Source organism: Burkholderia dolosa (genome assembly GCF_902499135.1).
In the GTDB taxonomy this organism is placed as follows: domain Bacteria; phylum Pseudomonadota; class Gammaproteobacteria; order Burkholderiales; family Burkholderiaceae; genus Burkholderia; species Burkholderia dolosa.
The window spans coordinates 1-14,050 of the sequence record NZ_CABVPR010000098.1 but is presented as its reverse complement, the minus strand read 5'-3'; the positions used below and the strand labels follow the sequence as shown (position 1 = coordinate 14,050).

At 68.8% G+C, this 14,050-nt stretch carries 11 protein-coding genes; all 11 read left to right on the top strand.

Translation table 11 applies throughout. The features are described from left to right. The coding region (locus tag BUB20358_RS26650; protein WP_174905147.1) for an NAD(P)/FAD-dependent oxidoreductase at positions 1-789 on the top strand (789 nt) is incomplete at its 5' end. A gap of 194 nt (positions 790-983) precedes the next feature. Beyond that, positions 984-2,270: a DUF445 domain-containing protein gene (locus tag BUB20358_RS26645; protein ID WP_035973565.1), complete on the top strand. Its 1,287-nt coding sequence runs from the start codon at positions 984-986 to the stop codon at positions 2,268-2,270. Positions 2,271-2,533: 263 nt separating this feature from the next. After that, entirely contained in the window at positions 2,534-4,174 is a 1,641-nt protein-coding gene (locus BUB20358_RS26640; protein WP_006767005.1) for an acetolactate synthase large subunit, read from the top strand. A 27-nt stretch (positions 4,175-4,201) separates the two neighbouring features. Then, positions 4,202-5,635, top strand: coding sequence for an aldehyde dehydrogenase family protein (locus BUB20358_RS26635; protein ID WP_006767006.1), 1,434 nt, complete (start codon positions 4,202-4,204; stop codon positions 5,633-5,635). Positions 5,636-5,901: 266 nt separating this feature from the next. Then, positions 5,902-7,485: a Na+/H+ antiporter gene (locus tag BUB20358_RS26630; protein WP_006767007.1), complete on the top strand. Its 1,584-nt coding sequence runs from the start codon at positions 5,902-5,904 to the stop codon at positions 7,483-7,485. 503 nt (positions 7,486-7,988) lie between these two features. Further along, positions 7,989-9,122, top strand: a complete 1,134-nt coding sequence (locus BUB20358_RS26625) for a hybrid sensor histidine kinase/response regulator (protein WP_006767008.1) — start codon at positions 7,989-7,991, stop codon at positions 9,120-9,122. 95 nt (positions 9,123-9,217) lie between these two features. Further along, on the top strand, positions 9,218-10,894 hold the full coding sequence (locus BUB20358_RS26620) for a methyl-accepting chemotaxis protein (RefSeq protein ID WP_006767009.1): 1,677 nt from the start codon (positions 9,218-9,220) through the stop codon (positions 10,892-10,894). Then, positions 10,894-11,403, top strand: coding sequence for a chemotaxis protein CheW (locus BUB20358_RS26615; RefSeq protein ID WP_006767010.1), 510 nt, complete (start codon positions 10,894-10,896; stop codon positions 11,401-11,403). The genes BUB20358_RS26620 and BUB20358_RS26615 overlap by 1 nt, the downstream gene beginning before the upstream one ends. Then, the gene (locus tag BUB20358_RS26610; protein WP_035973568.1) at positions 11,400-12,788 is read left to right on the top strand and encodes a CheR family methyltransferase; all 1,389 of its coding nucleotides are present in this window, start codon (positions 11,400-11,402) and stop codon (positions 12,786-12,788) included. Before BUB20358_RS26615 ends, BUB20358_RS26610 begins: the two co-directional genes overlap by 4 nt. Before the next feature lie 42 nt (positions 12,789-12,830). After that, on the top strand, positions 12,831-13,541 hold the full coding sequence (locus BUB20358_RS26605) for a chemotaxis protein CheW (RefSeq protein WP_035973570.1): 711 nt from the start codon (positions 12,831-12,833) through the stop codon (positions 13,539-13,541). Beyond that, positions 13,538-14,050, top strand: a 513-nt coding sequence (locus tag BUB20358_RS26600) for an Hpt domain-containing protein (protein ID WP_174905146.1), incomplete at its 3' end; no start/stop codon positions are given. The genes BUB20358_RS26605 and BUB20358_RS26600, both read left to right, overlap by 4 nt.

The window sequence follows — 14,050 nt, the reverse complement described above, 5'->3', positions numbered from 1 at the left end:
GGGCGCCGCGTCGCGGTGCTCGGCGGCGGCTTCATCGGTCTCGAGGTGGCGGCCGCCGCGCGCCAGCTCGGCTGCGACGTGACGGTGATCGATCCGGCGTCGCGGCTGCTGCAGCGCGCGTTGCCGGAGCCGATCGGCGCGTTCGCGCGGCGGCTGCACGATACGCGCGGCGTGACGTTCGCGCTCGCGACGCTGCCGCGCGCGATCCGCCGCGCACCGGACGGCGGCGCGATCGTCGATACCGATCGCGGCGACGTGCACGCGGACGTCGTCGTGATCGGCATCGGCGTCGTGCCGAACGTCGAGCTCGCACAGGCGGCCGGGCTCGACGTCGCCGACGGGATACGCGTCGATGCGGGTTGCCGCACGACCGACGCCGCGATCTTCGCGGCGGGCGAGGTGACGATGCACTTCAATCCGCTGCTCGGCCGCCACGTGCGGATCGAATCGTGGCAGGTCGCGGAGAACCAGCCGGCCGTCGCGGCCGCGAACGCGCTCGGCGCCGACGACGCGTATGCGGAGCTGCCGTGGCTGTGGTCCGATCAATACGACTGCAATCTGCAGATGCTCGGGCTGTTCGGCAGCGAACGCACGACAGTCGTGCGCGGCGATCCGGCGAGCGGTTCGTTCGCGGTGTTCGGGCTCGGCGACGACGGCAGGATCGTTGCCGTCGCGGCCGCGAACATGGGGCGCGACATCGGCGCATCGCGCCGGTTGATCGCGTCGGGCGCGATGCCCGACCCGGTGCGGCTCGCCGATCCGTCGGTGAACCTGAAGACGTTTCTGTGACGGCGCGTCGCGGCGCCGCGGTGTAACGGTTGCAGCGCGGCGTTGCGACGAATTGCGCGGCGCATTGCGCACCGAATTGCGCACCGCGTTCACGCCGCGGTACACCGCGCACGACCCGCGACGCGCGACGCGCGCGTTTGTCGCGCTCCGGCGATCGGTGCATATTATCGGCATCGCCGTTTCGCCGGTTGCCCATGACGCCAGACAAAGCCCTCGAACTGAAACGAAGCAAGCGCCGCGCACTGTGGCTGCTGCTGGCCGCGGTCGCGGTATTCGTCACGACGATCGTGCTGCCGCGCGGCCCGTGGGTCGACGGCGTCAAGGCCGTCGCCGAAGCCGCGATGGTCGGCGCGCTCGCCGACTGGTTCGCGGTCGTCGCGCTGTTTCGCCGCGTGCCGATTCCGTTCGTGTCGCGCCACACCGAGATCATTCCGCAGAACAAGGACAAGATCGCCGACAACCTCGCGGTGTTCGTGCGCGAGAAGTTCCTCGGCCCCGACGCACTCGCCGCGCAGATTCGCCAGCACGATCCCGCGCGGAAGCTCGGTGCGTGGCTCGCGGAGCCGGCCAACACCGACGCGCTCGGCGGCTACGTGACGAAGCTGACGAGCTTCGCGCTCGACATGACCGACGATGCGCGGATCCAGTCGTTCGTCGGCGACGCGTTTCGCGCGGCGATCGACCGGATCGACCTGTCGCAGTCGGCGGGCGCGCTGCTCGACACGCTGACGAAGGACGGCCGCCACCAGGCACTGCTCGACGACGCGATCGCGCAGGTGGTCGATGTGCTCGAGAAGGAAGAGAACCGTGCAATCATCGCGGGCTTCATCGTCGAATGGCTGAAGACGCAGTATCCGAAGTTCGAGAAGATCATGCCGACGCAGTGGTTCGGCGAGAACGGCGCGCGGCTGCTCGCGAGCGCGGTGAGCCGCGTGCTCGAAGGCGTCGCGGCCGATCCCGAGCACGAGCTGCGGCAACGCTTCGACCGCACGGTCGCGCGGCTCACCGAGCGGCTGAAGCACGATCCGGCGTTCATCGAGAAGGGCGACGAGATCAAGCGCTACATCCGCGACGGCGACGCGTTCAACGACTATGCGCGCGATCTGTGGAACCAGCTGCGCGCATGGCTGAAGGCCGATCTCGCGCGCCCGGATTCGGCGCTGCATCGGCAGGCCGCGATGCTCGGCGGCTGGCTCGGCGCGCGGCTTGCGGACAGCCCCGCGTTGCGCGCGTCGCTGAACGAACACGTCGAGAAGGCCGTGCACGAAATGGCGCCGGACTTCGCCGATTTCCTGATGCGTCATATCCGCGACACGGTGCGCAACTGGGACGCGCACGAGATGTCGCGACAGATCGAGCTGAACATCGGCAAGGATCTGCAGTACATCCGGATCAACGGCACGCTGGTCGGCGGGCTGATCGGGCTCGGCCTGTATCTGGTGTCGCTGGTGCCGCGCTGGGCCGGCGCGTGGCTGCATTGATGCGGCCGGCGACGGCGCCCGATCGCGGCGCGCCGCGCGGACGTGCGGCGCCGCAGCGGCCGGCCCGACTCGAAATTTCGCGATAACGTCTACAATCGAAAGCGTCTTTGCCGCCAGCGCGTGCCGCTGCGCGCGGTCGGATCCGTTCGTCTCCCGCATCCGGAGGCGCCGCCGCGCTGCGCGGCGGAAGTGCCGTGGTCTGTCCAGTAGGTAAAAGCGTCTGCATGCCGTAGGCCGGCATGCGGCATCAACCGAGAGTCCCCATGAAAGCATCGGATCTGTTCGTGAAGGCGCTGGAAGCCGAAGGCGTCGAGTACGTGTTCGGCATCCCCGGCGAGGAAAACCTCGATCTGCTCGAATCGCTGCGGCGCTCGAAGATCAAGCTCGTGCTGACCCGGCACGAACAGGCGGCCGGCTTCATGGCTGCGACGTACGGCCGCCTGACGGGCCGCACCGGCGTGTGCCTCGCGACGCTCGGGCCCGGCGCGACGAACTTCGTGACGGCCGCCGCGTATGCGCAGCTCGGCGGGATGCCGATGCTGATGATCACCGGACAGAAGCCGATCAAGTCGAGCAAGCAGGGTCACTTCCAGATCGTCGACGTCGTCGACATGATGCAGCCGCTCACGAAGTTCACGCGGCAGATCGTGTCGATCGGCAACATCCCGGCGGCCGTGCGCGAGGCGTTTCGCCGCGCGGAAGAAGAGCGGCCGGGCGCCGCGCATCTCGAACTGCCGGAGGACATCGCGCACGAGGAAGGCGACGGCAAGCCGATTCCGCGCAGCTACAGCCGGCGGCCGATCGCAGAGGACAAGGCGGTCGCGCGCGCGGTCGACGCGATCCAGGCCGCGCGTCATCCGCTGCTGATGATCGGCGCGGGCGGCAACCGCAAGACCACGTGCAAGATGCTGCTCGAATTCGTCGACAAGACCGGCATTCCGTTCTTCACGACGCAGATGGGCAAGGGCGTGATCGACGAGACGCATCCGCTGTGGCTCGGCAACGCGACGCTGTCCGACGGCGACTTCGTGCATCGCGCGATCGAGCATGCGGACTGCATCATCAACGTCGGCCACGACGTGATCGAGAAGCCGCCGTTCTTCATGCGCGCGGACGACAAGACCGTGATCCACGTGAACTTTCTCGGCGCACAGGTCGATCCCGTCTATTTCCCGCAGATCGAGGTGGTCGGCGACATCGCGAACGCGGTGTGGCAGATGAAGGAAGCGGTTTCGCCGCAGCCGCACTGGGATTTCGCGCGCTTCTCGATGATCAAGGAGCATTTCGAAGCGCATCTGCAGAAAGGGCGGCACGATCCGCGCTTTCCGATGTATCCGGTGCGCATCGTCGGCGACCTGTACAACGCGCTGCCGGTCGACGGGATCGTGTGCCTCGACAACGGGATGTACAAGATCTGGTTCGCACGCTACTGGCGCGCGCACGAGCCGAACTCGCTGCTGCTCGACAACGCGCTCGCGTCGATGGGCGCCGGGCTGCCGTCGGCGATCGCGACGAAGATCGTGCATCCGCAGCGCAAGGTGATCGCCGTGTGCGGCGACGGCGGTTTCATGATGAATTCGCAGGAACTCGAAACGGCCGTGCGGCTGAAGCTCGACATCGTCGTGATGATCCTGCGCGACGACGCGTTCGGGATGATCCGCTGGAAGCAGGAAAACATGAATTTCCCCGATTTCGCGATGACGCTGAAGAATCCGGATTTCGTGTCGTATGCGCAGAGCTACGGCGCGCACGGCCATCGCGTCGAAACGGCCGACGCGCTCGAGCCGCTTTTGCGCGAATGCTTTGCGTCGCCGGGCGTGCACGTGATCGACGTGCCGATCGACTATTCGGACAACGAGCGCGTGCTCAATCGCGAGATCAAGCGCCTGTCGGCGCAACTCTGAATTCGCCTCAACCGGAAGGAGCGCTCCATGCTGAAGGAAACCTATCCGTACTACCTGGCCAACGAGGCCGTCCATGCGAACACCGATCTCGAAGTGACCGACAAGTACAGCGGCGACGTCGCGACGCGCGTCGCGCTTGCCGATGCGAAGGCGATCGATGCGGCGATCGGCGCCGCGGTCGACGCGACGAGGCCGATGCGCGAGCTGCCCGCGTACAAGCGGCAGGCCGTGCTCGATCACTGCGTCGCGCGCTTTCGCGAACGCTTCGACGAGCTCGCCGAAGCGCTGTGCATCGAGGCCGGCAAGCCGATCAACGATTCGAAAGGCGAAGTGACGCGGCTGATCGACACGTTCCGCGTCGCGTCGGAAGAAGCGGTGCGCATCGACGGCGAGGTGATCAACCTGGAGATTTCCGCGCGCGCGCAAGGCTATACGGGCTATACGCGGCGCGTGCCGATCGGCCCGTGCTCGTTCATCTCGCCGTTCAACTTCCCGCTGAATCTCGCCGCGCACAAGGTCGCGCCCGCGCTCGCGGCCGGCTGTCCGTTCGTGCTGAAGCCGGCGAGCCGCACGCCGGTCGGCGCACTGATCATCGGCGAGGTGCTCGCGGAAACCGATCTGCCGAAGGGCGCATTCTCGGTGCTGCCCGCGCATCGCGACGGCGCCGATCTGTTCACGACCGACGAGCGCTTCAGGCTGCTGTCGTTCACGGGTTCGCCGGCCGTCGGCTGGGCGCTGAAGGAGAAGGCCGGCAAGAAGAAAGTCGTGCTCGAGCTCGGCGGCAACGCGGCGGCGATCGTCGATGCGGACCAGCGCGACCGCCTCGACTACGTGGTCGATCGTCTCGCGTTCGGCGCGTACTACCAGTCGGGCCAGAGCTGCATCGGCGTGCAGCGCATCCTCGTGCACGCGGACCTGTACGACGCGCTGCGCGACAAGCTGATCGCGAAGACGCGTTCGCTGAAGATGGGCGATCCGAAGGATCCGTCGACGTTCGTCGGGCCGATGATCTCCGAGTCCGAAGCGCGGCGTCTGGCCGGCTGGATGGAGGTGGCCGTGGCGGCCGGCGCGAGGATCGTCGCGGGCGGCAACGTCGACGGCGCGATGTTCGAGGCGACGCTGCTCGAAAACGTCGGCCGCGAGCAGGATCTTTACCGGAAGGAAGCGTTCGGGCCGGTCGCGATCCTCGAGAAGTTCGACCGGTTCGACGACGCGCTCGCGCGCGTGAACGACAGCGACTTCGGGCTGCAGGCCGGCGTGTTCACCGACTCGCTCGCGCATACGCAGCGCGCATGGGACGAGCTCGAGGTCGGCGGCGTCGTGATCAACGACGTGCCGTCGTTCCGCGTCGACAACATGCCGTACGGCGGCGTGAAGGATTCGGGGCTCGGCCGCGAAGGGATCCGCTACGCGATCGAGGACATGACCGAGCCGCGACTGATGGTCGTGCGGCGCCGGTAACGTGGGCGCACGTCGGGTACACATCGGGCGCACATCGGGCGACACGCGGGCCGGCGTCAGCCACGCCGGCCCGCATGCTTTTTTGCGGCCGCGCGTGCACGCGACGCCCGCCGGCGCCCACGCGGCGCGCCGACCTGCCGATCCCGTTCGCCGCAGATGCGGACCGCGCTCGACTGCGAGCGCCGCATCGTGATGTAATCGCGCGACGCACGGCCGGGGTACGACACCGGCACGTCGCCCGCATTCATTCATCACGAGGTCGATTCATGTCCCCCGTCTCGGCATTCAAGCTGATTCTGTTGTCCTTCCTGGCGATCGTCGCGCTCGAATACGTCGCGAAGCGGCTGCGGCTGCCGCCTGCGGCCGCGCTGCTGATCGGCGGCATCGGCATCGCGTTCATTCCCGGCCTGCCGCCGGTCAACCTCGACCCCGACCTCGTGCTGCTCGTGTTCCTGCCGCCGCTGCTGATGGACGGCGCGTATTTCTCGGTATGGGAAGAGTTCAAGCGCAACGTCGGCGGCATCCTGCTGCTCGCGATCGGCGCGGTGGTGTTCACGACGTTCGCGGTCGGCTTCGCGGTGCACTGGGTCGCGCCCGCGCTGCCGTGGGCCGCGTGCTTCGCGCTCGGCGCGATCGTGTCGCCGCCCGACGCGGTCGCCGCGAAAGCGGTGCTCGAGCGCGTCGCGCTGCCGCGCCGGCTGATGGTGCTGCTCGAAGGCGAGAGCCTGTTGAACGACGCGGCGGGCCTCGTGCTGTTCCGCTTCGCGGTCGCGGCCGCGCTCACCGGCGCGTTCAGCTTCGAACATGCGGTCGTGCGGTTCGCGGAGCTCGGGCTCGGCGGCGTCGTGGTGGGCTTCGTCGTCGGCCGGCTCGTCGTGTGGTTCATGAAGCTGCTCGACGACGACTATCTGGTGATCACCGTCGCGGTGCTCGCCGGGTGGATCGCGTATATCGCCGGCGAAATGGTCGAAGTGTCCGGCGTGATCGCGACGGTGACGGCCGGGATGATCGTCGGCTGGCACCAGCACGAAGTGTTCTCGGCAGCCGTGCGCACGCGCGGCACCGCGTTCTGGCAGGTGATCGTGTTCCTGCTCGAAGCGCTGGTGTTCGTGCTGATCGGGCTGTCGCTGCGCGGCGCGCTGCATCGGCTCGGCGGTTTCGAACAGGTGCTCGGCGCGATGGTGCCGCCGGTGCTCGCGGTACTCGTTGCGGTCGTGCTGTCGCGCTTCGTGTGGATCTATGCGGTCGAGGCGCTGAAATGGCCGGTGCGCGCGATCGCGCGGCGCGGCGATGCGCCCGACTGGAAGGCGGCGACGATCATGAGCTGGGCCGGCATGCGCGGCGTCGTCACGCTCGCGATCGCGCTGTCGCTGCCCGAAGCGATGCCGGGCCGCGACGTGATTCTGGTCGCCGCGTTCGCGGTGATTCTCGTGACCGTGCTGCTGCAGGGCACGACGATCGGGCCGCTGATCCGGCTGCTGCGTCTGCCGCAACGTGCAGAGCGCGCCGCGCATCATCTGACCGAATTGCAGGCGTGGGCGCACATCGAGGCCGCGCAGCTCGCGGCGATCCAGCCGCTCGTGCGCGACGAGAACGGCACGGTCATTCATCCGCGGCTGCTCGAGCAGTACACGTACCGCGCGAAACTGACCGAGCGTCTGAAGAACGCGCCCGCGTTCCCGGACGGCGCGCGCGCCGCGCACTACGACGTCGTGCTCGCGGCGATCGCGGCCGGCCGCAGGGAACTGTTGCGTCTGCATCGTTCGGGCCGCATCCATGACGAGATGCTGCACGCGCTCGAACGCGATCTCGATCTGCAGGAAGTGTCCGCGCACCACGCGCGCGGCTGAACCGGCAGCGCGACGCGAGCCGGCGCACCGCCGCCGGCGACGCGACGCCGTTGCGCATCGCCGGCCCGCAGCACGTCGTGTCGATGCGCGGCCGGCCGCGCATGCTTTCCTTTCCCCCTCCGCCCGCCGTTTCGGCGCATCCCGCTCGACGCCGCCGATACGGGTCGCGATCGCCCGTTTGCACCGCATGCAAATCCGCTCGCGCCGCCGCTGAAAACGTTATCGGATGACGACTCCGGAAATGATCTGATTTATCCGTATCGGTCTATTTCTACATATTTGGCAAAACTGCACCGGATTGAGATGGATGCTGTGTTCCAATTTCATTTAGAATCAGCCGGTTATGTTTATTGAGAGAAAGCGCGCGGAGGTAATGCGGCCGTCGACGGGGAAAATCGATGTCCGGAGCCCCGCGAGGCAAGGCTGACGGGCCAGTCAGCGAAAATTGGCGGGTTTATCGACCACCAAAATAAGATAGCGTCAAAGACGTATAAACAACTCTCATGAAAGAATCGATTGGAGAAGCGGCGTTTGAAACGGTATTTATGAAAGAATCGAGCGGTGAAAATCCCCTGGATTGTCCCGAATCGGGTTTATCGGTCCTTCTCGTCGACGATCAGCCGTTCGTCGGCGAGGTGATCCGTCGCGCGCTGCGCAGCGAGCACGATATCGGGCTGCACGTCTGTACCGACGCGCACCGCGCGATGGCGGTCGCGCGCGACGTGAAGCCGACGGTGATCCTGCAGGATCTCGTGATGCCCGACATCGACGGTCTCGATCTCGTCCGTGCATGGCGCGCGCACGCCGATACCGCGCGCGTGCCGATCATCGTGCTGTCCGCGAAGGAAGAGCCGATCGTCAAGCGCGAGGCGTTCATCGCGGGCGCGAACGACTATCTCGTGAAGCTGCCCGACGCGATGGAGCTCGCCGCCCGCATCCGCTACCACTCGAATTCGTATCTGATGTCGCGGCAGCGCGACGAGGCGCTCGATTTCCTGTCGCACGACATGCGCTCGCCGCAGACGTCGATCCTCGCGCTGCTCGACGTCTATCGCGCCGAACATGGGGAAATGCCCGCGATCATGGAGCGGATCGCCGGCCATGCGCGGCGCGCGCTCGCGCTCGCCGACGGTTTCATTCACCTGACGCGCGCGCAGTCGGAGCGCCGCGCGCACGAAGCCGTCAGCCTCGGCGAAATCGTGCTCGATGCGGCCGACCAGCTGTGGGAGAAGGCGTCGGGCTTCGGCAGCCGGATCGTCACGCGCGTGCCCGACACCGAATGCGCGACGATGGGCGACCGGATGATGCTCACGCGCGCGGTCGCGAACCTGATCGACAACGCGCTGAAATACGGGCCGGCCGGAACGGACGTGCATTGCACGCTGAGCGGCGACGACGGCGCGTGGCTGATCGGCGTCGAGGACGGCGGCGACGGCATCGCGCCGGAGCAGCGCGCGGCCGCGACCGAATCGTTCGTGCGCCTCGAATCCGCGCACGGCGCCGCGCGCAGCGGCTTCGGCCTCGGGCTCGCGTTCGTGCGCGCGACCGCCGCGCGGCATCGCGGACAGATCCTGATGCGCAATACCGCGCGCGGCTTCATGGTCGCGCTTCGGCTGCCGGCGCACGCGCATCGATGACGCGGGCCCGCACGTCGGCCGCGCGTCGTCCGTGTCGGCCTCCGCGCCGCGAGCGCGGTTTTTTCAACGCTGATTTTTGAAGGCCCATAACGAACATGGCCACCGTGACGCCCCGTGCGACCAATGAAAGCGTGCATCCGACGATCGGCGCCGGCCGGCTGACGCTCGGCAACCGCATCCTGCTCAGCTTCGGCGTGCTGTTCGTGCTGATGCTGGTGACCGCCGGCGTGTCGTACGAGCGGCTGCGCGCGATCAACGGCGAAGCCGTCAGCATCGAGCGCGACTCGCTGCCCGGCGTCTATCTCGCGGCGTCGCTGCGCGGCGCGGTCAACGAATCCTTCACGCTGCTGCAGCAGGCGACGTTCGTCGATACCGATCCGGAGTCCGCGCAGCGCGATCTCGCGAAGATTCCCGATGCGCTGAAGGAAATCGAATCGCTGTCGACCGACTATCAGAACGCGATGTTCCGCGACGACGATCGCCAGCGCTTCCTGACGTTCCGCTCGGCGTACGACCGCTACGTGCCGCAGCTGAACGAAGCGATGCAGAAGCACCGCGTGTCGCGCGACGACGCGGTCGCCGCGTACGCGAAGGTCGTGCCGCTGTGGACCGAGGTCGTGCGCGACGCGAACACGCTGGTGCAGGAGAACCGCAAGTTCGCCGATCAGTCGGCGAAGCTGATCCGCGAATCGGTGCAGGCGACCGAAGTCGTGCTCGCGACCGCGCTCGCGATCGTGCTGCTGTCCGCGCTCATGCTCGGCTACGCGCTGTACCGCGCGGTGACCGTGCCGATGGCGCGGCTCGTCGAAGTGCACGACGCGATGCGTACCGGCAACCTCACGCACCGCCTCGACCTGCGCCGCCGCGACGAATTCGGCACGCTCGAGACCGGCTTCAACCGGATGGCCGACGAACTGACCGAGCTCGTGTCGCGCGCGCAGCAGTCGTCGCTGCAGGTCACGACGTCGGTGGCCGAGATCGCGGCGACGTCGCGCGAGCAGCAGGCGACTGCGAACGAAACGGCGGCGACGACGACCGAGATCGGCGCGACGTCCCGCGAGATCTTCGCGACGTCGCGCGACCTGCTGCGCACGATGAACGAGGTCGCGAGCGTCGCCGAGCAGTCCGCGACGCTCGCGGGCGTGAGCCAGAGCGGGCTCACGCGGATGGGCGAGACGATGCGCAGCGTGATGGACGCGGCCGGCTCGGTGAACGCGAAGCTCGCGATCCTCAACGAGAAGGCGCTGAACATCAACCAGGTCGTCGCGACGATCACCAAGGTCGCGGACCAGACCAACCTGCTGTCGCTGAACGCGGCGATCGAGGCCGAGAAGGCCGGCGAATACGGCCGCGGCTTCGCGGTCGTCGCGACCGAGATTCGCCGCCTCGCCGATCAGACGGCGGTCGCGACGTTCGACATCGAGCAGACGGTGAAGGAGATCCAGTCGGCGGTATCGGCGGGCGTGATGGGAATGGACAAGTTCTCCGAGGAAGTGCGTCGCGGCATGCTCGACGTGCAGCAGGTCGGCGGCCAGCTGTCGCAGATCATCGCCGAGGTGCAGACGCTCGCGCCGCGCTTCCAGATGGTCAACGAGGGCATGCAGACGCAGGCGAACGGCGCCGAGCAGATCACGCAGGCGCTGTCGCAGCTGTCGGAGGCCGCGCAGCAGACCGCCGAGTCGCTGCGCCAGTCGTCGCAGGCGATCGACGACCTGACGCTCGTCGCGAACCAGCTGCGTACCAGCGTGTCGCGCTTCAAGGTCGACGCGTAATGCGCGCCGAATCGCCGAACGGTGCGCACGCGCTGTTCCTCACGTTCGAGCTCGACGGCGCGCGCTATGCGCTCGACGCGGCGTGCATCGACGCGGTGCTGCCGCTCGCGGCGACCAGCGCGATGCCCGGCGCGCCGGGCTGGATCGCCGGGCTGCTGATGCGCGACGGCGAGCCGGTGCCGGTGATCGACGTGCCGATGCTCGCGCTCGCGCGTCGTGCGCACGCGCTGCGCTCGACGCGGCTCGTGATCGTGTGCGATCGCGCGGCGCCTGCCGGACGCGCGCGCACGATCGGGCTGATCGTCGAGCGCGCGACGCGGACGATGCGGCTCGATCGTGCGGCGTTCCGCGCGAGCGGCGTGGCGACCGCGCGTACGCGCTGGCTCGGACCGGTCGCGCATACCGCCGACGGCATCGTCCGGCAGCTGTCGGTGTCCGGCCTGATCGACGACATCGCGGGCCTGTCGTCGTTCGACGGCGTGCGCGGACACAGCGAGGCAACCGCATGAAAGCGTCCGATTCGCGGTTCCGCGACTGGCTGCTGCGCGAGACCGGCATCGATCCGGATTCGCTCGGCAACGACTTCCTGAGCCGCGCGCTGGCCGAGCGCGTGCATGCGCTGCAGCACGCGGACGGCGAGCGGCTGCCGTCGACGGCACGCACGCCGGTGACGCCGGATGCGCTCGACGCGTACTGGCAGCATCTGAACGCGTCGGCCGACGAGCGCCGCGCGCTGATCGAGCTGTTCGTCGTGCCGGAGACGTGGTTCTTCCGCGACCGCGAGGCGTTCGCGACGCTCGCGCGACTCGCGGCGGAACGGATCGCCGCGGCGCCGACGCGCGTGATCCGCGTGCTGAGCGCGCCGTGCTCGACCGGCGAAGAGCCGTATTCGGCCGCGATGGCGCTGCTCGACGCCGGGGTCGAGCCGGCGAGCTTCGCGATCGACGCGATCGATCTGAGTGCGCGTGCGATCGATCACGCGCGGCGCGGCTGTTACGGACGCAACGCGTTTCGCGGCACGGCGATCGAATTCCGCGGCCGCTACTTCGCGCCGGCCGCCGACGGGTGGCTCCTCGACGAGCGCGTGCGCGCGTGCGTGCAGTTCCGGCAGGGCAACCTCGTCGAGCCGGACGCCGACACCGGCATGCGCTACGACTTCGTGTTCTGCCGCAACGTGCTGATCTACTTCGACCGCGATGCACAGGATCGCGTGATCGCGTCGCTCGAAAACCTGCTCGCCGACGACGGAATGCTGTTCGTCGGTCCTGCCGAAACCGGCGTCGCGATGCGGCACGGGATGCAATCGGCGCGGATTCCGCTCGCGTTCGCGTTTCGCCGGGCGCGTGCCGACGCGGTGGCGGCGAACGCGTACGCGGCGCGCCGGGCATCGATGGCGTCCGGTCCGCCGCCGTACCGCCGCGCGGAGCGCGCGAGCGTCGCGCCGCTCGCCGCGACGCGCTCGGTACTGAGCGTCGCACCGCCGGCGTGGAACGGCGACGGGCGGCAGCCGTTCGCGGCGCCGCTGCGCGTGCGCGGGTTCGACGCGCCGGCCGACATGCACGCCGATACGGCCGCACCCGCCGACGACGGTACGGCGCCGACGCTCGAGCACGCGCAGGCGCTCGCGAACGCGGGCGCATTCGACGAGGCCGAGCGCGTGCTCGCGCAATTCTCGGCGCGCGTCGGCCCGCATGCGGACGCGTTCTATCTGAACGGATTGATCGCCGATGCGCGCGGGCGCGCGGCCGAGGCGGGCGACTACTACCGGAAGGCGCTGTATCTGCGGCCGACGCACCACGAGGCGCTCACGCATCTCGCGACGCTGCTCGACGTCGGCGGCGATCGCGCCGGCGCGCAATGGCTGCTCGAGCGCGCGCGGCGCTCGGCCGGATGACGCGCATGCGTGGGAACCGACACCGGATGATCAGAGGACACCATGAACCGCGACGCCGCTGACGACACGACGATCGACGTCGACGATTGCTGGAACCGGATCGGCACGCGCGGCGACCGCTCGTGCGAACGGCTCGCGCAATGCCTGCGCTGCCTGAACTGCACGGTCTACGCGGCGCGCGCGGCGACGCTGCTCGAGCGCCCGCTCGGCGCCGCCGAAATGGCCGACGCCGCGCGCCGGATGAGCACCGCCCGCGCATCGCACGCGTTCGCGCCGCACGTCGAGCCGGACGCGCAGCACGCGGCGCTCGCGTTTCGCGTCGCCGACGAATGGCTCGCGCTGCCGATCGGCGTGCTGCGCGAGATCGCCGGCACGCGGCCGATCCATTCGCTGCCGCATCGGCGTCGTTCGGCCGTGCGCGGCGTGGTGAACATTCGCGGCACGCTGCGCATCGCGATCTCGATCGGCGCGCTGCTCGGCCTCGATGCCGACAGCGGCAACGGAGATCGCGACGGCGACGGCCGCTTCACGCGGCTGCTGGTCGCCGCGCATCACGGCGAGCCGGTCGTGTTTCCGGTCGACGAAGTCGAAGGCGTGCTGCGCTTCGGCGCATCGGACTGGGTTCCGGTGCCGGCGACGGTCGGGCGCGCGAGCGCGGCCCTGTCGCGCGGCGTGCTCGCGTGGCGCGGCAGGTCCGTCGGCCTGCTCGACGACGATCGGCTGTTCGACGCGGTCGCGCGGAGCATGCGATGAACGGCGACGACGATCTGAGCCACCTGTCGCTGCTCGAGCTGTATCGCGAGGAGACGCGCACGCAGACGCAGGCGCTGTCCGAGCGGCTGCTCGCGCTCGAATCCGGCGAGCCCGATTCCGCCGTGCTCGACGCGTGCATGCGTGCCGCGCATTCGCTGAAAGGCGCCGCGCGCATCGTGGGCGTGCCGCTCGGCGTCGATATCGCGGGGCGGATGGAGGAGTGCTTCGTCGCCGCGCAGGTCGGCGCGATCGCGCTGACGGCCGCGCACGTCGACGTGCTGCTGGCCGGCATCGACCTGCTGGTGCGCGTCGCCGATCCGCATGCGCAGCCGGTGTCGCCGGCCGAAATCGACGCGTTCGCGGCCGCGCTCGCCGACGCGGGCGCTGCGCGCGCGATGCAGGCGCCGGCGCGCGTATCGACGTCGGCCGCCGTGCCGGCGGCGGCATCGCAGCCACCGTCGCGATCGCAGCCGTCGTCGCCGCCCGCTGCCGTGCCGCGTCGCGAGCAT